Source organism: Methylobacterium persicinum (genome assembly GCF_022179525.1).
Lineage (GTDB): Bacteria > Pseudomonadota > Alphaproteobacteria > Rhizobiales > Beijerinckiaceae > Methylobacterium > Methylobacterium persicinum.
In genome coordinates, this window is the sequence record NZ_BPQX01000026.1 from 130,885 (window position 1) to 148,712 (window position 17,828).

General features: G+C 70.8%; 16 protein-coding genes. 4 read left to right on the forward strand and 12 right to left on the reverse strand.

Features of this window, described 5'->3' with window-relative positions; translation table 11 throughout:
- Window positions 1–52 precede the first annotated feature (52 nt).
- Entirely contained in the window at window positions 53–394 is a 342-nt protein-coding gene (locus tag MFF22_RS11485) for a hypothetical protein (RefSeq protein WP_238249100.1), read from the forward strand.
- Window positions 395–459: 65 nt separating this feature from the next.
- A complete protein-coding gene (locus MFF22_RS11490; RefSeq protein WP_238249101.1) occupies window positions 460–1,326 on the forward strand; it encodes a DUF1206 domain-containing protein in 867 nt (288 codons plus the stop codon).
- Between the two features lie 185 nt (window positions 1,327–1,511).
- On the opposite strand, the gene MFF22_RS11495 is transcribed toward MFF22_RS11490, so the two are convergent.
- The 5 genes from MFF22_RS11495 to ileS form a co-directional block, all read right to left on the reverse strand.
- Window positions 1,512–2,795, reverse strand: coding sequence for a M16 family metallopeptidase (locus MFF22_RS11495; RefSeq protein ID WP_238249102.1), 1,284 nt, complete (start codon window positions 2,793–2,795; stop codon window positions 1,512–1,514).
- A gap of 50 nt (window positions 2,796–2,845) precedes the next feature.
- The gene (locus MFF22_RS11500) at window positions 2,846–4,255 is read right to left on the reverse strand and encodes a M16 family metallopeptidase (protein WP_238249103.1); all 1,410 of its coding nucleotides are present in this window, start codon (window positions 4,253–4,255) and stop codon (window positions 2,846–2,848) included.
- A gap of 219 nt (window positions 4,256–4,474) precedes the next feature.
- A complete protein-coding gene (locus MFF22_RS11505; RefSeq protein WP_238249104.1) occupies window positions 4,475–5,134 on the reverse strand; it encodes a hypothetical protein in 660 nt (219 codons plus the stop codon).
- Between the two features lie 160 nt (window positions 5,135–5,294).
- Window positions 5,295–5,822, reverse strand: a complete 528-nt coding sequence (gene lspA / locus MFF22_RS11510; protein ID WP_238249105.1) for a signal peptidase II — start codon at window positions 5,820–5,822, stop codon at window positions 5,295–5,297.
- A gap of 246 nt (window positions 5,823–6,068) precedes the next feature.
- Window positions 6,069–9,053 (reverse strand): isoleucine--tRNA ligase, encoded by a 2,985-nt coding sequence (gene ileS, locus MFF22_RS11515; protein WP_238249106.1) that lies wholly within the window; start codon window positions 9,051–9,053, stop codon window positions 6,069–6,071.
- A gap of 403 nt (window positions 9,054–9,456) precedes the next feature.
- Here ileS and MFF22_RS11520 point away from each other — a divergent pair, with 403 nt between their 5' ends.
- Window positions 9,457–9,681, forward strand: a complete 225-nt coding sequence (locus tag MFF22_RS11520; RefSeq protein WP_238249164.1) for a hypothetical protein — start codon at window positions 9,457–9,459, stop codon at window positions 9,679–9,681.
- A gap of 67 nt (window positions 9,682–9,748) precedes the next feature.
- Here MFF22_RS11520 and MFF22_RS11525 read toward each other — a convergent pair whose 3' ends face one another.
- The 3 genes from MFF22_RS11525 to MFF22_RS11535 form a co-directional block, all read right to left on the reverse strand.
- Window positions 9,749–10,684 carry a DMT family transporter gene (locus tag MFF22_RS11525; RefSeq protein ID WP_238249107.1) on the reverse strand — a complete coding sequence of 312 codons (936 nt, stop codon included), beginning with the start codon at window positions 10,682–10,684 and terminating at the stop codon, window positions 9,749–9,751.
- Between the two features lie 123 nt (window positions 10,685–10,807).
- The gene (locus MFF22_RS11530) at window positions 10,808–11,140 is read right to left on the reverse strand and encodes a hypothetical protein (protein WP_238249108.1); all 333 of its coding nucleotides are present in this window, start codon (window positions 11,138–11,140) and stop codon (window positions 10,808–10,810) included.
- A 449-nt stretch (window positions 11,141–11,589) separates the two neighbouring features.
- Window positions 11,590–12,792, reverse strand: coding sequence for a pyridoxal phosphate-dependent aminotransferase (locus MFF22_RS11535; protein ID WP_238249109.1), 1,203 nt, complete (start codon window positions 12,790–12,792; stop codon window positions 11,590–11,592).
- A 287-nt stretch (window positions 12,793–13,079) separates the two neighbouring features.
- On the opposite strand from MFF22_RS11535, the gene MFF22_RS11540 reads away from it, so the two are divergent.
- On the forward strand, window positions 13,080–14,090 hold the full coding sequence (locus tag MFF22_RS11540) for an LLM class flavin-dependent oxidoreductase (RefSeq protein WP_238249110.1): 1,011 nt from the start codon (window positions 13,080–13,082) through the stop codon (window positions 14,088–14,090).
- A 55-nt stretch (window positions 14,091–14,145) separates the two neighbouring features.
- On the opposite strand, the gene MFF22_RS11545 is transcribed toward MFF22_RS11540, so the two are convergent.
- The 4 genes from MFF22_RS11545 to MFF22_RS11560 form a co-directional block, all read right to left on the reverse strand.
- Window positions 14,146–14,427: a GCG_CRPN prefix-to-repeats domain-containing protein gene (locus tag MFF22_RS11545; RefSeq protein ID WP_238249111.1), complete on the reverse strand. Its 282-nt coding sequence runs from the start codon at window positions 14,425–14,427 to the stop codon at window positions 14,146–14,148.
- A gap of 148 nt (window positions 14,428–14,575) precedes the next feature.
- Complete coding sequence (gene cysN, locus MFF22_RS11550) at window positions 14,576–15,988, reverse strand: sulfate adenylyltransferase subunit CysN (RefSeq protein WP_238249112.1); 1,413 nt, start codon at window positions 15,986–15,988, stop codon at window positions 14,576–14,578.
- On the reverse strand, window positions 15,988–16,947 hold the full coding sequence (cysD, locus tag MFF22_RS11555; protein ID WP_283206170.1) for a sulfate adenylyltransferase subunit CysD: 960 nt from the start codon (window positions 16,945–16,947) through the stop codon (window positions 15,988–15,990). Before cysD ends, cysN begins: the two co-directional genes overlap by 1 nt.
- Window positions 16,944–17,756, reverse strand: a complete 813-nt coding sequence (locus MFF22_RS11560) for a phosphoadenylyl-sulfate reductase (protein WP_238249113.1) — start codon at window positions 17,754–17,756, stop codon at window positions 16,944–16,946. The genes cysD and MFF22_RS11560 overlap by 4 nt, the downstream gene beginning before the upstream one ends.
- Window positions 17,757–17,828: the final 72 nt, after the last annotated feature.

Consider the following 17,828-nt stretch of genomic DNA (forward strand, 5'->3'; position numbering starts at 1 on the left):
TGCGCGACATCAGGGGGGCGAGCCGAACCTCCAACCCGCGAGCCGAGTGCCCTTGCCCCATTTCGATGACTTCTACGCCGCCAAGCTCCGCGGCTCCCTCGGCGTCACCGATGCCGAATCGGTGCTCGACCTGCGCGGCGCCAACCGGGTGACGGCCGAGGCCTCCTTGCGCGAGATGATCGAGCGCAGCCGCTTCGCGAAGGGAAAGACCGTCGCCGTGCGGCTCGACCCGCCGCCGGAGGGGGGCGGGGAGACCCTGTTCCAGCCGGCCGGGCGACTTCTCCTCGACGCCAAGCGCCGGGGCCTCGTGGAGCGCCTCCACACCCTGCCGGCACAGGACGGCCTGGGTTTCTACGTCGCCCTGTCCGGACGGACCGAGCGGCCGGCTCCTTGAACGGAACCGGCCCTGAACGGAAGCGGTCCTGGCGCGTTGAGCGGCTCCGTCGCAGCCCCGGTACCATGTCGCGAGCCCCGGACGACCTCCCGCTTCCCGGCGGGCGCAACACCATCGAGCGCCTCGCCCGGTTCGGATACGGCGCCCGGGGGGTCGTCTACGGCCTCGTCGGCGCCCTCGCCCTCTTGGCCGCCTTCGGGGGCGGGCGTCCGGGCGACAGCCACGATGCCCTGCGCACCCTCCTCGTCGGCCCCTTCGGCGCGCCCCTGGTCGGCCTGATCGCCCTGGGCCTCCTGGGCTTCGCCCTGTGGCGGGCGGTGGAGGCGATCACCGATGCCGACCGGCGCGGGACTTCGGTGAAGGGCCTCGTCGTCCGCGGTGGCCATCTCGTGAGCGCCATCCTCTATGGCGGCCTCGCCGGGACGGCGGCGTCCCTGTGCCTGGGCCTGGGCTTCGGCGGGGGAGACGGGGTGCATGATGGCACCGCGTGGCTCCTCGCCAAACCCCTGGGACAGTGGCTCGTGGCGCTGGTCGGCCTCGCCGTCGCCGCCACGGGCTTCGGCTATCTCGCCCAGGCCTGGCGGGGCGACACGACGAAGCGCCTCGCCCTCGACGGCGACGCCCGGCGGCGCTGGGCCGAGCCCACCGGCCGCTTCGGCTACGCCGCCCGGGGGGTCGCCTTCCTGATCATCGGAGGCTTCCTCGCCGCCGCGGCGTGGTACCAGAGTTCGGCGGAGGCGAAGGGGCTCGGCGATGCCTTCGCCCTGCTCCGGGCCCAGCCCTATGGCGCGGCACTTCTCGCCCTGGTGGCCGCCGGCCACATGGCGTTCGGCGCCTTCGGCCTGATCCAGGCCCGCTACCGCCACATCGACGCCCCCGACGTCGACCGGGTCGACGACGAGGCCGCGGCGGCGGTGCGGAAGCTGGCGTAAGGCCGCATTCTGGAGGGGGCCGGTCGCGAGCCCGCCGTCATTGCGAGCGTAGCGAAGCAATCCAGGGATGCGCTACCCCCGGAAGCCTCCCGCTGCCCTGGGTCGCTTCGCTACGCTCGCGATGACGGCGCGGTGAGGGGCCCGGGACAAAAATCCGGACGGCACCTTTCGCGCTCCGCCCTCCCTCAAAGCCCCACGGGCCGTCCGGCGGCGACGACGAGCATCTTGCCGTCGGCGAAGGTGCGGCCGGCAGCCCGGCGGATGTCGGCCTGGGTCACCGCCTCGACCATGGCGTTGCGCCGGGAGATGTAGTCCATCCCCAGGTCCTCGAAGGCGATCTGCACCAGCTGGTGGGCGATCTTGGTCGAGGTGTCGAAACCCAGCGCATAGGAGCCTGTGAGGTAATCCTTGGCCTTCTGAAGTTCCTCGTCCGATGGGCCTTCGGTGATGAGGCGGCCGATCTCGTCGCCGATCACCGACAGGGCCTCGCCGACGCGCTCGTTCTTGGTGGCCGTGTAGCCCCAGGTCATTGCCGCCGCCCGGTGGCTGACGAGAGAGGTGCCCACCGAGTAGGCGAGGCCGCGCTTCTCGCGGACTTCCTGGAACAGGCGCGAGGTGAAGGCGCCGCCCCCCAGGATGTGGTTCAGGACGTAGGCCGGGATGAAGTCCGGGTCCCGCCAGGGGATGCCGGCCATGCCGAACCGGATCACCGATTGCGGCACGTCGAGGTCCACCACGATCCGGCGGCCGAGTTCATGAACCTCCGTCCGCGGCACCGCCTGGAGGGCGCCGGCCTCGGGCAGGGCACCGAAGGCCCGGGTCAGGGCCTCGGCCAGGACCGGTGCAGCGATGGCGCCCACCGCCGCGACCTTGATCCGCCCCCGGCCGATGATCCGCGCATGCATGGCGAGCAGGTCGTCGCGGGTGATCGCCGCGACGCTCTCGATGGTGCCGGAGGAGGGCCGGGCATAGGGGTGGCCGGCGAAGGCCTCCTTGAAGAAGCGGCGGGAGGCCATCACGCCCGGATCGTTCTGCTGGTAGCGCAGGCCGGCGATCACCTGCGCCCGCACCCGCTCGATGGCGTCGGGGTCGAGGCGGGGCTTGGTCAGGGCCAGGGCCAGGAGGTCGATGGCCTCGTCCGCATGCTTGAGCAGCATCTTGAGCGAACCGCCGACCGCATCGGGCCCGGCATGGAAGGACAGCTCGATGGCCCGGGCGGCGAGGCGCTCTTGGAACGCGTCGGAGGTCAGGTCGCCCGCGCCCTCGTCGAGGAGCCGGGCCAGCATCTGCGCGCAGCCGGCCTTGCCCTCCAGGTCCTGGGCCGCGCCCCCTTCGAAGGTGAAGGACAGGGCGATCATCGGCACGACGTGGGACTCGACGTGCCACGCCTCGACGCCGGGGACCGCCACGACCGGCAAGGCCGTCGTGGGGCTCGTGGCAACGTGCGTGTCGGTGTCGGCCAGGTTCATGGCAGCCTCGTCTGTTCTCTTATCGGTCGCGGGCGGTGGCGGCGCCGGGCTTACTCGGCGGCCATCGCGACCGGGGCATCGGGATCCCGGGCCTTGGTGAGGTAGCCGGTGACGGAGCGGGCAGGGGAGAGCCAGCGCTCGCAGGCCGCCCGCAGGCGCTCCTGCGACACCGCCTCGATGTCCACGGGCCAGCGGCGCACGTCCTCGATCGATTCGCCGATGGCGAGCGCCGAGCCGTAGATGCGGGCCAGCGACGACTGGCTGTCGGAGGAATAGACCGTCTCGGCCACGAGGCGGGTCTTGGCCCGCTCGATGGCGTCGGGGGCCAGGGCGTCCACCGGGGCGCGGGCCAGGGTGCGGTCGAGGGCCGCCTCCAGCTGCTCCAGGCTCACCCCCTCGGCGGGCACGGCGTAGACCGAGAAGCGCGTGTCGTCGATGGCCGAGCCCATGTACCAGGCACCGGCATTCACGGCGATGCCCTGCTCCAGCACGAGCTTCCGGTAGAGGTAGGACGTCGAGCCGCCGCCGAGCACCTCGGCGAGCAGTTCGAGGTCGTGGCAGCCGCCGTCCCGGGCGGTGATGCAGGACGGGGCGAGGTAGAGCCGCTGCAGGGTCGGCTGCTCGACCTTGGGGTCGGCCACCGACACGCGCCGGAGCGCCCGGGGCTCCGGCTCCCGCGGCCGGCGCCGCTCGGGCCGGGCGCCCCGGGGGGCGACGCGGCCGTAGGTGTCGTCGGCCAGACGCCGGACCTCGTCGGGGGTCACGTCGCCGGCGACGATGAGGATCGCGTTCTCGGGCGTGTAGAAGCGGTTGTAGTAGTCGAGGGCGTGCCCGCGGTTCAGCCCCTCGATCTCGTGCATCCAGCCGATGATCGGGATGCCGTAGGGGTGGTGCACGAACAGCGAGGCCGCCATCGCCTCGGACAGCTGGGCAGAGGGGTCGGTCTCGACCCGCATCCGGCGCTCCTCCAGCACCACGTCGCGCTCGGGCGCCACCACGGCGTCGTCGAGGACGAGGCCGTGCATGCGGTCCGCCTCGAAGGCCATCATCGTGCCGAGATGGTCCCGGGCCACCCGCTGGAAGTAGGCGGTGTAGTCGTAGCTGGTGAAGGCGTTCTCCTGGCCGCCGAGGCCCGACACCGCCTTCGAGAAGGCGCCGACCGGGTGCCGCTCGGTGCCCTTGAACATCAGGTGCTCGAGGAAGTGGGCGATGCCGGACTGGCCGAGCGGATCATCGGCCGACCCGTTGCGGTACCAGATCATGTGGGTCGCCACGGGCGCCCGGTGATCGGGCACGACCACCACGTCGAGGTTGTTGTCGAGGGTGAAGGACGAAACCTCGGGGCCTCCGGCTTCCGAGCGCCCGAAGGGCGCGGCCTCCCCCCGCCCTGCGGTCGCGCAGAAGCGGGCGTCCCGCTGTCCGGGGAAAAGGGTGGGCGTCGCCGTCCTGAAGAGGTGCATCAAGCTGGTCCTTACCCGGCTCCACCCTCGGCGGCCCTTCCCTGACGGGCGGGGCCGGAATGCGGAGCCTGTGCGATCCGGGTGCGGCGAGGACCGTACCCGAAAAATTCTATGTTGCTGTAGGTCGCCCTCGTCGCAAGCGTGCCACAGCAACCCATGTTCGATCCGGTGGCGATCCCGTCCGTCCCGGACGGGCCGCGCCCCCGGCTTCCGCGCCGTTCAGCGCGCCTGCTGAGACCGCAGGTAAACGCCGGGATCGGACTCCTCCCGCTCGGCGCTCGCGTTCTTCACCGGCTCGCCGGTGGTGCGCACGAGCTTCTTGGGCGCCATGCGGTAGCCGTTGGGCGGCTCGACCAGCGACTCGCGGGTCGGCTCGACGTCGGAGGCCTGCAGATCCTCGCTCTTGCCCTTGAACAGTTCCAGGGGGTCGAGCCACGAGCCACGGCGGGCGGTGTCGCCGGGCTTGTCCTCCGCCGACGTCGTGAGGTTCGCCCCGGCGCGGCGGCCGTTGCGCATCTCGTCGACCGACATGGTCACGTTGTTGTCGTTGTAGCGGCCGGCGGTCTGGTTGCCCTTCGGCACCCGGCGCTCCTCGGCCTCGCGCTCGCGGGCGACGATCTCCGGGTCCTTCGGCCACGCGGCGTTCTTGGCGCGTGCACGAGGCGCGGGGAGGGCGTTGCCGTCGAGCTTCGGCGGCATCACCAGCGGGGGCCGCTCGTGATAGTCGATCGGGGCCTGTTGCTTCTCCAGGAGCCCGATGCCCGACAGGGCGTCGCGCATCAGCTCGCCGCTCTGCTGCGCCTGGGCCGTACCCGCCGCCACCAGGGGGAACAGGGCCGCCGCGGAAAGGAGGAGTCGAAGCCTGCGTTGCGCGCTCATGCTGCCTCACGGGTGCCGCCCGGGGATCCGGCGCGGGGACGGTCGCCACGCGACCTGATCCGACAGAGTCCGGCGTGAAACCGGTTTCCGGCGATCGTATGGCGCCTTGGCCAGGCTCTACCAGTACGGGAGCTTCGATTCGGACAGTGTGGTGTACACATCACAACCGGGGCGCGGCGTTGTCACGCGCCCCACCGGGGGCGGAGGAACGCCCGGACGGGAGCAGGCTGTCGAGGATCAGGCCGATCACGCCGGCCACGATGGCCGCATCGGCGACGTTGAAGACGTACCACGACCACCCTCCCGCATGGAGGTGGACGAAATCGAACACCGCCCCGTACACCGCCCGGTCGACGGCGTTGCCCAGGGCCCCGCCGACGATGAGGCCGAGGGCGATGCCGAGCAGCCGGGAGCCGGCCCGGGCCATCCAGAGGCCGAGGGCCAGGGCCGCGACGAGGGAGAGGCCCACCAGCAGCCAGCGGCCGAGGGCCCCGTCCTGCTGGAACATCCCGTAGGACACGCCCCTGTTCCACACCACGACGAGGTCGGCATAGGGGCCGTAGCGCCAGGGCTGGGTGAGGACGAGGTCGGTGCCGAAATACAGCCCGAGCTTGGTCGCCTGATCGACGGCGAAGGTCAGGAGCAGGGCCAGGAGGCCGGCGCGGGCAGGGGTTAAGGCAGGGGTCATGGCCGCGCGTCCCCTCTCCCCGCCTGCGGGGAGAGGGCCGAGCCCCCCGGCGCACCTCCCCTCCGCTCCCTCATCCTGAGGTGCCGACGCGCAGCGTCGGCCTCGAAGGAGCCTTCCAGGGATCGCCGTGATGCCTGGAGCCCTCCTTCGAGGCGGCTGACGCCGCACCTCAGGATGAGGATGTGGACGGGAGAGGCCGCCGTCACCGGTGACGAGCCCCCGCGCGGGAGCAGAGTGCCCTCGCCCTCACGCCGCGCTGGCCTCGGGATGGGCCGCGTCCCATTCCCGGAGCGCCTTGGCGTCCCGGGGGGTGACGTCGGGGAACTCGGCGTCGGCGCCGACATCGGGGCTGACCCGCCAGGAGCGGGCGCATTTGCGGCCCTGCGCCGGCACCGGCACCACGGCCACGCCCTTCACCTCGTCGAGGCGGAAGGCGTCGGCCGGACCCTCGCCCGCCTCGACGGTGATGGCGGAGGTGATGCAGATGTCCGCGAAGGCGGCCTCGCCCAGGGACCGGACCGCCGCCAGAAGCTCCGCATCGGCGATGGACACCACGGGGGCCGCCTCCAGGCTGGCACCGATGCGCTTCGCCGCCCGCTCGATCTCCAGCGCCCCGGTCACCACCCGACGCACCCGGCGGATTTTTTGCCATTTGGCCGCCAGGGTGTCGTCACGCCAAACGGAGGGCGTCTCCGGCAGGGTCTGGAGGTGGACCGAGCCGTCCTCGGACGGATACCGGTCGAGCCACGCCTCCTCTGCGGTGAAGGCGAGGACCGGAGCGAGCCACACCACCACCCGCTTGAAAGTCTCGTCGATCACCTGCAGGGCCGCCCGGCGGGTCACCGAGGAGATCGGGTCGCAGTAGAGGGCGTCCTTCCGCACGTCGAAGTAGAAGGACGACAGGTCGCCGGTCATGAACCCGTTGAGCAGGGCCACGACCCGCTTGGTATCGTAGGTGGCGTAGGCCTCGCGGATCTCGCCATCGAGTTCGGCGAGCCGGTGCAGGATCAGCCGCTCCAGTTCGGGCATTTGCTCGAACGGAACGTCGTCGCCCGGTACCCGGTGCGCCAGGGAGCCGAGCATCCAGCGCAAGCTGTTGCGCAGCTTGCGGTAGGTCTCGGCAAACGTCTTGATGATTTCCGGGCCGATGCGCAGGTCGTCGGTATAGTCGGAGGCCGCTACCCACAGGCGCAGGATGTCGGCGCCCGAATCCTTGATGACGCTCTGCGGCGCGACGACGTTGCCCTTCGACTTCGACATCTTCAGGCCCTTGCCGTCGAGGACGAAGCCGTGGGTCAGCACCACGTCGTAGGGCGCCCGGCCGCGGGTGCCGGAGGATTCGAGCAGCGAGGACTGGAACCAGCCCCGGTGCTGGTCCGACCCTTCGAGGTACATCACCTTGTCCCGGCCGCCGTCGCGGATCCGGGTCACGCCCGCAAGGCCGGGGAAGGCCTCCGGGTCGTCCAGCACGAAGGCGTGGGTCGAGCCGGAATCGAACCACACGTCGAGCACGTCCATGACCTGCTCATAGGCGGCCGGATCGTGGTCGGCCCCGAGGAAGCGGGCCGCCGCGCCGGGGGCGAACCACGCGTCGGCGCCCTCAGAAGCGAAGGCGTCGCGGATGCGGGCGTTGACGCCCGCGTCCCGCAGGACCTCGCCGGTCTCCTTGTTGACGAACACCGTGATCGGCACGCCCCAGGCACGCTGGCGCGAGACCACCCAGTCCGGCCGGTTGCCGACCATCCCGTCGATGCGGTTCTTGCCCTGCGGCGGCACCCATTGGGTGTCATTGATCGCCTGGGTGGCGACTTCGCGCAGGGTTCGGTCGCCGAGGGACTCCACCGGCCGGTCCATGGCGATGAACCATTGCGGCGTGTTGCGGAAGATCACCGGCTTCTTTGAGCGCCAGGAATGCGGGTACTGGTGGCGCAGCACCCCGCGGGCGACGAGCGCCCCGGCCTCGGTCAGGGCGGCGATCACCGCCTTGTTGGCGTCACCCTTCTCGCCCTTCTCGGTGTAGACGCGCCGGCCCTCGAAGCCCGGCGCCGCCTTGGTGAGCGTGCCGTCGGCATCGACCGTGTAGGGGATCGTGGTGTCGATGCCCCGCTCGGCGAGCAGGCGGCCCGAAGCCATCCAGAGCTCGAAATCCTCGCGCCCGTGGCTCGGCGCCGTATGGACGAAGCCCGTGCCGGATTCGTCAGTGACGTGGTCGCCGTCGAGCATCGGCACGGCGAAGCCGTAGCCGAGGGCGGCGAGCGGATGGGCCAGGGTCAGGCCGGCGAGCGTGTCGGCCGGCACGTCGGCGACCCGCTCGAACGCCTCGACCCGGGCGGCCTTGAATACCGTCGCCGCCAGCGTGTCGGCGAGCACGTAGGTCTCGCCGGGCTTGGCCCAGTTCTCCTCCGGCGCCGCAGTCACACGGTACAGGCCGTAGGCGATCTTCTTGGAGTACGCGACGGCCCGGTTGCCGGGGATCGTCCAGGGCGTCGTGGTCCAGATCACGACCCGCGCCTCGGGGAAGCCTTCGCCGCCCTTAATGACGGGGAAGGCGACGAAGATCGTATCCGAGACATGCTCCTCGTACTCGACCTCGGCCTCGGCCAGGGCGGTCTTCTCCACCACCGACCACATCACCGGCTTCGAGCCTCGGTAGAGCTGGCCGGACATCGAAAACTTCATCAGCTCGTCGGCGATGGCGGCCTCGGCCGGGAAGGCCATGGTCGCGTAGGGGTGGTCCCAGTCGCCGGTGACGCCGAGCCGCTTGAACTCCTCGCGCTGCACGTCGAGCCAGTGGCCGGCGAAGGTCCGGCATTCCTGCCGGAACTCGATCACCGGTACGTCGTCCTTGTTGCGGCCCTTGGCCCGGTACTGCTCCTCGATCTTCCACTCGATCGGCAGGCCGTGGCAGTCCCAACCGGGGACGTAGTTGGCATCGTGCCCGAGGGCCCCCTGGCTGCGGACGATCACGTCCTTCAGGATCTTGTTGAGCGCCGTGCCGATATGGATATTGCCGTTGGCGTAGGGCGGGCCGTCGTGCAGCACGAATTTCGGCCGCCCCGCAGCGGCCTTGCGGATTGTCTCGTACAGGCCGGTCTTCGCCCAGCGCTCCAGCAGCAGCGGCTCGCGGGTGGGCAGCCCGGCCCGCATCGGGAACTCGGTGCTCGGCAGGAACAAGGTCTTGGAATAGTCGCGGGCCTGCGTGGCGGACGCGGTCGTGTCGGGGGTGGTCATCGGGTCTCGCTCAATCGGGCGTCGAGGCCGGCGCGCAGCCGGCGGGGCGGGCGGCGGATCCCGGCCTTCCGCGGAGCCCGCCGCGTCATGCGCGTGCGGGCCCTCAGGCGGCGGCCGGGCTCGTAATTCGCCGCCCGGAGGGCGCGAGGCGCAGAACGCAGGACGCGGACATCGCGCTTCTCTAGCAGCCGGCCCCCGCGGATGCCAGCGCTCACCACACGGCCGGGGGCGGCGCCGTCATCCCACGGATCACCACGTTTCGGTGCAACGATTTGCCGCCGTGGTCGTTCGGAGCGGACGGAGCCGGCAATCCGGCTACGCTTCAGGAGGAATCCCCGTGAGACACACGCTCAAGACGGCCCTTCTCGCCGCGGCGCTCGCCGCCGGCTCCCTCTCCGTGGCGATGCCCGCCCAGGCCCAGGGCCTCGTCGGCGGCGTGCAGCGCGGTGCAGCCGAAGGTGACCGGGTCGGCGGCCCCGTCGGCGGCGTGGTCGGCGGAGCGGTAGGCGGTGCCGTGGGCACCGTCAACGGCGCCCTCGGGATCGACCCGGGCCGCCGCGCCTACCGCACCGACATGCGCTCCCGCCGGCACTACCGCCGCCATGACCGTCACCGTCATCACCGCTGAGGCGGGAGACGTCCCGGCGCCGGCTTTCACCCGAGCGTCGTCCCCGCGGGCATCGCGCCGCGGGGACTCACGCCGGCCGGCGCCGGGTGTCCTGGGCGAGCAGGAAAAGACCCGAGCCGACGACGATCATCGCACCGACGAGGGTCCACCGGCCTGGCAGGTCGCCGAACAGCAGGAAGCCGAGGGTCACCGACCAGAGCAGCTGCGTATAGAGGAACGGCGCCAGCACGTTGGCGGGCGCCCGGGCATGGGCCAGCACCAGCAGCCAGTGCCCCAGCGTGCCGAACAGGGCGACACCGAGGAGCAGCGCCCAGTGGCTCCACTGCGTGGGGCTCGCCCAGATCCAGGGCAGGAGCGGCACCGTGAGCGTGACGCCCGCGAGCCCCGTGTAGAACATCGTCGTGGCCGTGGAATCGTAGGCGGCGAGCTTGCGCGTGATGATCGCGTAGAAGGCGTAGACGATGACGTTGGCGACGCAGAGCAGCGCCGCCGGGTGCATCGTCCCCACCCCCGGCCGCACGATCACCAGCACCCCCAGGAAGCCGACACCGATCGCCGCGAGGCGGGCGCGGGACGACCATTCGCCTAACAGAGGCCCGGCCAGCAGGGCGACGGTCAGGGGCGCCGCGAACTGGATCGAGATCGTCTCGGCCATCTGCAGATGGCGAAGGGCCATGAAGTTGAGGGCCGTCGAGGCGAAGAGCAGCAGGGAGCGCAGCACCTGCAACCCGAGCCTGCGGCTGCGGACCACGCTCGGGGTGCGCACGGGATTCACGAAGAGGGAGATCATGGCCACGCTGCCGGCGTAGCGCAGGAAGGTCGTCACGAAGGGATCGACCCCCGCGCGGGCCAGGGTCTTACCGCAGGCATCGAGGCTCGCGAATAAGGCGACCGCCCCGCACATCAGCGCGATCCCGACGAGCCGGCGGCGGCGGGCGACCTCACCCTCGGCAGGGGACTGGTGGGCGGCCGCGGCCGGTGCCGGGGCGGTGGTGGCGGTCATGGCCATCGGAGAGAACGAAAGGGGGCGGTGCGTCCGCCGCGTCGGGCCCCTGGTGCCATGCCGGACACGACGTGGGTAGGAGCCGCGGCGCAAGGGAACCATGCGGCGCGGCGGAGGGCCGCCTTACCGCTTGGCGACCTTGGCCTTCGGCGCCGCGGTGGCCGTGGCGATCAGGGCCGCGAGATGCGACTGGTCGAGGCCGGATCGGGCCGGACGCACATCTGCAGCCGGGGCGGCGACGGGAGCGGGTGCCAGGGTCTGTAAGGCCTCGGGGGCGGGCAGCGCGGTCTGACGCGGTGCGATCGAGCCGGTGGTCTCGGGATCGGCCAAGCTGGCCATGACCGGCGCCGGCAGGCCTTCCGCATCGCGCTGGAGGCGCAGGGCCCAGTGGGCCGCGGTCGAGAGGGCGGCGATGGCCAGGATGGCCTTGATCCCTCCGGTGAGCAGGGAACGCATGCTGTCGAGCCCGAGTGAACGCCTACACAATGGACCGGTTCCCGGCCCTTATGGAAGATCGCACCGGAGCGTGAACAATGCCGGAAGGCGATCGTCAGTCCCTGCCCCGCTTCGGGACAGTTCCCACCCAACCGATGCGCCTTCCGGGAAATAGGGTGGGCCTTGCGCCTGATCCGCGGTTCCTGTTCCCCGCGCCTCCGACACTCCTGCAGCCGCTCGGCCCACTAAGCCTCACAGGCGCGGCCCAGAGAACTGGTCCGGACCGCCCCGTCACTGCCGACCCCGCTACCATGCAGGCCCGAGCGGGCTCGCGAAACCTTCAGGCGCATCGGCCACGGGGAACGCCCGTGTAAGGGGTCACAGGCGAGCCGGCAACCGAAGCGGGGCGGTGACGAGGCGCCGCACCGCCGAGGAACCCGTTCGCGGCGCCTTCAGGCTCGGGACTGGCTTTATCGCAGGGAGCCGCAGAACCGCTGGATGCGGCGGCAGGCCTCCTCCAGCGTCGCGTCGGAGGTGGCGTAGGAGATCCGCAGGTTCGGACCCAGCCCGAAGGCCGAGCCGTGCACCGCGGCCACACCCTCGGCCATCAGCAGCTCGGTGACGAAATCCTCGTCGGTCTCGATCACCTTGCCGCCCTCGGTGCGCTTGCCGATCGTCTCGGCGCAGGACGGGTAGACGTAGAACGCACCCTCCGGCGTCGGGCAGGTCAGGCCCTTTGTCTGGTTCAGCATGGAGACCACGAGGTCCCGGCGCTTCTGGAAGGCGGCGCGGAAGGTGGCGAGGTGGTCCTGCGGGCCTTCGAGGGCGGCCACCGCCGCCCACTGGGCGATGGTGGTGGCGCCCGACGTCTGTTGGCCCTGCACGAAGTCCATGGCTTTGATGAGCGTCTCCGGGCCGGCGGCGTAGCCGATGCGCCAGCCGGTCATGGCGTAGCCCTTCGAGACGCCGTTCATGGTCAGCGTCCGCTCGTAGAGGGCGGGCTCGACCTGGGCGGGAGTCACGAATTCGAAGTCGCCGTAGGTCAGGTGCTCGTAGATGTCATCGGTCAGGACGTGCACGTCCGGGTAGCGCAGCAGGACGTCGGTGAGCGCCTTCATTTCCGTGCGCGAATAGGCGGCGCCGGACGGGTTCGAGGGCGAGTTGAGGATGATCCACTTGGTCTTGGGCGTGAGCACCCGCTCGAGCTCCGCCGGCTGGAGCTTGAAGCCTTCCTCCATCCGCGTCTCGGCGAACACCGCGGTGCCGCCGCACAGGCCGACCATCTCCGGGTAGGACACCCAGTAGGGACGCGGGATGACGACCTCGTCCCCTGGGTTCAGGGTGGCGAGGAGGGCGTTGTAGAGGATGTGCTTGCCACCGGTGGCGACGATGGTCTGCGTGGGCTTGTAGTCGAGCCCGTTCTCGCGCTTGAACTTCTTCGCGATGGCCTCACGGAGGGGCACGATGCCCGAGACCGGGGGGTAGCGGGTCTCGTTGCGCCGGATCGCCTCGATGCCGGCCTGCTTGATGTGCTCCGGCGTGTCGAAATCCGGCTCGCCCACGGAGAGGGAGATCACATCGACGCCCGACGCCTTCAGCTCCCGGGCCTTCTGGGTCATCACGATGGTCGCGGAGGGCTTCACCCGCGAGAGGACATCGGCGAGGAAGGCCATGGTCGTGCTCAGCTCCAATTGTGCGGCGCGGACCCTAGTCCCGCGGCCGTGAGCCGGCAAGCATCGCAGGTCTGGGATTATCGCTCTCCCATCTGCAGTGAGCTTTTCGATCACCGGCGCCCCGTCGAACCCTGATCGTCCTTGCGAGCAACGCGAAGCAATCCAGGCATCCGCCAAGAGTTAACGCCGTCCCGCTGCCCTGGATTGCTTCGCGTTGCTCGCAAAGACGGTGGCGGATGTGGTGCGCAGCCCTCCCGCACCGCCCCCCGCGTTCCCATGTCAGGGGCATGATCCCGCTTTCCGTCCTCGACCTTTCCTTCGTCACGTCGGATTCGACGCCCGCGCAGGCCCTGCACGACACCCTGGCGCTCGCCCGGCATGTCGATGGCCTCGGTTACCGGCGCTACTGGCTCGCCGAGCACCACGCCCTACCCAACGTCGCGAGCCCGGCGCCGGAGATCATGATCGGCCAGATCGCCGCCGCGACGACCCATCTCCGGGTCGGGTCGGGCGGGATCATGCTGCCGAACCACGCGCCCCTGATGGTGGCCGAGCGGTTCCGAGTGCTGGAAGCCCTGTTCCCCGGCCGGATCGACCTCGGCATCGGCCGGGCACCGGGGACCGACGGCGTCACCGCCCGGGCCCTGCGCCGCCGGGAGGCGCCCTCGGGCAACGGGGGCGACGACTTCCTCGACCGGTTGCAGGAACTGCTGTTTTGGGACCAGGGCTTTCCCGAGGGCCATCCGTTCGGAGAGATCCAGGCGAGCCCGGCAGGGGTGAGCCTGCCGCCCCTGCACCTCCTCGGCTCATCGGATTACAGCGCGCAGCTCGCCGCGCAGATCGGTGCCGGGTTCGCCTTCGCGCAACACTTCGCGGGGATGCCCCCGGATGGGCCGATGCGGGCCTACCGCGACCTGTTCCGCCCGACGCGCCTCGGCACGGAGCCCCACGCCATCCTCGCCGTCGCGGCGATCTGCGCGGCGACGGATGCGGAGGCCGAACGGCTGGCGGCCAGCGCCCGGCTCTCGACGCTCCGCCGGGAGCGGGGCGAGTACCGGCCCCTCCCGAGCCTGCAGGAGGCCCTGGACTATCCCCACTCGCCCACCGAGCGGGCGCGGATCGAGCAGGGACGCGACAAGCTGCATGTGGGCGCACCGGACACCCTCCGGGCGCGGCTGGGGGCGCTCGCGGAATCGGTCGGGGCGGACGAGTTGATGATCGTGACCGCGATACCCGACAGGTCGGCCCGGCACGAATCCTATCGGCTGCTGGCGCAGGGGTGGGGCATCGCCTCCTGACGACCCGTCATGGCGAAGGACGCCGGGACCATCACGGGTCCCGGCGCCGGACGGCTCAGTAGCGGCAGACGCGCCGGGGCCCGAACGGAGTCGGGCGGAAGAAGCAGCGGCGGCCGTAGAACCGACGCGGACCATAGCCGAAAGCCGGACGGCAGCGGCCGTAGGGGCCGCGGGTCCAGCCAGGGCCGCAGCCGAAGGCCACGGTCTCGATCTGCGCCCCGCCGGCGAGCGTGGTCGCAGACCCGGCAGCGAGGGGAGCGGCCTGGGCGGAGGAGACAGCCCCGAGGCCGCCCAGCGCCAGGGCGGCGGCGAGTCCGATGAGGGACTTCGTCATCATCAGTTCCTTGCGATCCGGCGCCGCCCCGCTCGACGGGACGGCTCGACCGGTCCGCAGAACGCGGACACGGCCGATTCGTTGCAAGGATGCTCCCGGCAAAGACCCTCCCGGCAAGGAAGGCCGCCGCCAGGAACCGCGAAAAATGCTCTCAGCGGCCGAACAGCCGCTTCAGGCTGCCGAGGAGTCCCCCGGAAGCCGCAGCCTCCTCCCGGTGCACCGCCGCGGGCGCCGCCTCGCTCCGCGGAGCCAGGACGAGACCCAGCGCCGCCGTGTCGGTGCTCTCCCGGTCGATCAGGATGAAGCTGCCGGTCTCGCGGTTCGCCGCATAGGCGTCCACGGCCACCGGCCGGTCGAGGCTGAGGCGCACATCCGCGATGTCGTTGGCCGAGAGGCGCTCGGCCGGGCCCGGCTTGCCGGTCTCCGGGTCGATGCGCGAGACGATGGCCTCGACCGTCGCGGTCACCGTGCTGGTCCCGATCTTGGCCAGCAGGCTCGCCCCCGGCGCGAGGTCTGTCTCCGCCGCCCAGAACAGGCGGGCATCGAGCCGGTCCAGGGTGTGCAGGGGTGCGCCCTCCGCCGCAATCACCTGACCGCGGGAGGCGTCGATCTGCTCGGCGAGGACCAGGGTGACGGAGAGGTCGGCCCCGGCCTCGGGCAGGTCGCCGTCGGCGGTGTAGATCCGCTCCACGGTGGCGGTGCGTCCGCCCGGCTGCACGCTCACCCGGTCGCCGGGCCGCACGGTGCCGCTGGCGATGCGCCCGCTATAGCCCCGGAACTCGGAGTTCGGCCGATTGACCCACTGCACCGCCATGCGGAACGGAGCGTTCAGGGCCTCCTCGCGCACCGGCACCGTCTCCAGGAAGGAGAGGAGCGTGCCGCCCACATACCAGGGGGTGTTCACCCCCGGCTCGACGACGTTGTCGCCATTCTTGGCCGAAAGCGGGATCGCCCGCACCTCGGCGAAGTTCAGGCCGGCGGAGAAGTCCGAAAAACCCTTCACGATCTCGGCGAACCGGTCCTGCGACCAGCCGATCATGTCCATCTTGTTGACGGCCAGCACCACCCGGCGGATCCCCAGCATGGAGACCAGCAGGGCGTGGCGCCTCGTCTGCCGGGTGAGGCCCTGGCGGGCGTCCACCAGGAGCACGGCCACGTCGGCGGTGGAGGCGCCGGTCGCCATGTTGCGGGTGTACTGCTCGTGGCCGGGGGTGTCGGCCACGATGAAGGAACGCTTGTCCGTCGAGAAGAAGCGGTAGGCGACGTCGATGGTGATGCCCTGCTCCCGCTCGGCCTGGAGGCCGTCGACCAGCAGGGCGAGGTCCATCTCCTGGCCTTGCGTGCCGTGCTTGCGGGAATCCCGGCGCAGGGCGGTGATCTGGTCGTCGAAGATCTGCTTGGTGTCGTGCAGGAGGCGGCCGATCAGGGTCGACTTGCCGTCGTCCACCGAGCCACAGGCGATGAAGCGCAGAACTTCCTTGTTCTGATGCGCCGCGAGGAAGGTCGCGTAATCCTGCGCGAGGCCGGAAGCCTGGAACGCATCCTTGGACTGATGGATGGTCATCAGAAGTAGCCCTCCTGCTTCTTGCGCTCCATGGCGCCGGCGCCGTCCTTGTCGATCACCCGGCCCTGCCGCTCCGAGGTGCGGGCGGCGAGCGTCTCGGCGATGATCTCCGGCAGGGTCGCGGCCCCGCTCTCCACCGCGCCAGTCAGCGGGTAGCAGCCGAGCGTGCGGAAGCGGACGACCTTCTCCTGCGGGGTCTCCCCGGGGTTGAGGGGCAGGCGCTCGTCATCGACCATGATGAGCTGGCCCTCGCGCTCCACGACGGGGCGCGGCGCCGCGAAGTAGAGCGGCACGATCGGGATGTTCTCCTGCTCGATGTAGAGCCAGATATCGAGCTCGGTCCAATTGGACAGCGGGAAGACCCGCAGGGACTCGCCGCGCTTCTTCTTGAGATTGTACAGGTGCCAGGGCTCGGCCCGCTGGCGCTTCGGGTCCCAGCGGTGCTGGGCCGTGCGCAGGGAGACGATGCGCTCCTTGGCGCGGCTCGCTTCCTCATCGCGGCGGGCGCCGCCGAAGGCCGCATCGAACTTGTGCAGGTCGAGGGCTTGGCGCAGGGCCTGCGTCTTCATCACGTCGGTATGGACCTCGGAGCCGTGGCTCACCGGCCCGACGCCGCGCGCCAGCCCGTCCTGGTTGGTGTGGACCAGGAGGTCGAGGCCGAGTTCCTTCGCCCGGGAATCGCGAAACGCGATCATCTCCTTGAACTTCCACGTCGTATCGACATGAAGCAGGGGGAAGGGCAGCTTGCCCGGCGCGAACGCCTTCAGCGCCAGATGCAGCAGGACGGACGAGTCCTTGCCGATGGAATAGAGCATCACCGGGTTCTCGGTCTCGGCGACCGTCTCCCGGAAGATGTGGATGGCCTCAGCCTCCAGGCGCTTGAGATGGCTCATGCGCGCGGGCGAGGAGGCGAGGGCGGGGGTGGTGTCGGGCCGCACAGCGGCGGTTGCGGCGCTCATCGGGCGAACTCCGGCTCACGGGTTGCGGGCTCGGGCTCGAACACGGCGGCCTCCTGTCCCGGCTGCACGGCGGCGCCGGGGCGGCCGACATGCAGCCCACATTCCTTCTTGTCTTCCTGTTCCCACCACCAGCGCCCGGCACGCTCCGGCTCACCGACCTTCACGGCGCGAGTACAGGGGGCGCAGCCGATCGACGGAAAGCCCCTGTCGTGCAGGGTGTTGTAGGGAACGAAGTTCTCGCGGACGAACAGGTCGATCCGTTCGCGCGTCCAATCGGCCAGGGGGTTGAGCTTGAGGAGCCCCCGGTCGGCATCCCAGGCGGCGAGCGGCGTCGCGGCGCGGTTGGCCGACTGCCCGGCCCGCAGGCCGGTGAGCCAGCCGGCGGCGCCGTCCAGCGCCCGGCCCAATGGCTCGACCTTGCGGAAGCCGCAGCAGGCCTGCCGGGCCGCCACGGAACGGCGGAAACCGTTGATGCCCTCGTCGCGCACGAAGGCCTCCTCCGCCGCCCGCTCCGGAACGTAGGCGAGGATGCGGATGCCGTAGGCGGCCTCGGTCTCGACCCAGGTCTCGTAGGTCTCGGGGAAGAGCCGGCCCGTATCGAGGGTGGCGATCTCCACCCGGTCCCCGGCGAGCTTGGCCATGGCCAGGGCATGGGTGAGCACCTGGTCCTCAATGCCGAGGCTCGTGGTGAAGACCAGCCGGCCAGGCACATCCCGGGAGATCAGGGCGAGGCGGGCGGGAAGGTCGAGGGGGGCAAGGCGCCGGGCGAGGTCGTCGGCCTCGGCGGTCTTCGGGTCCGTCAGGGACATTCTGCGTAGCTCCTGCGCCGGCCCTGTGGACATGGGTGGGCCGCGCCGGTTGTCGAAGGGTCGAAATGTTCG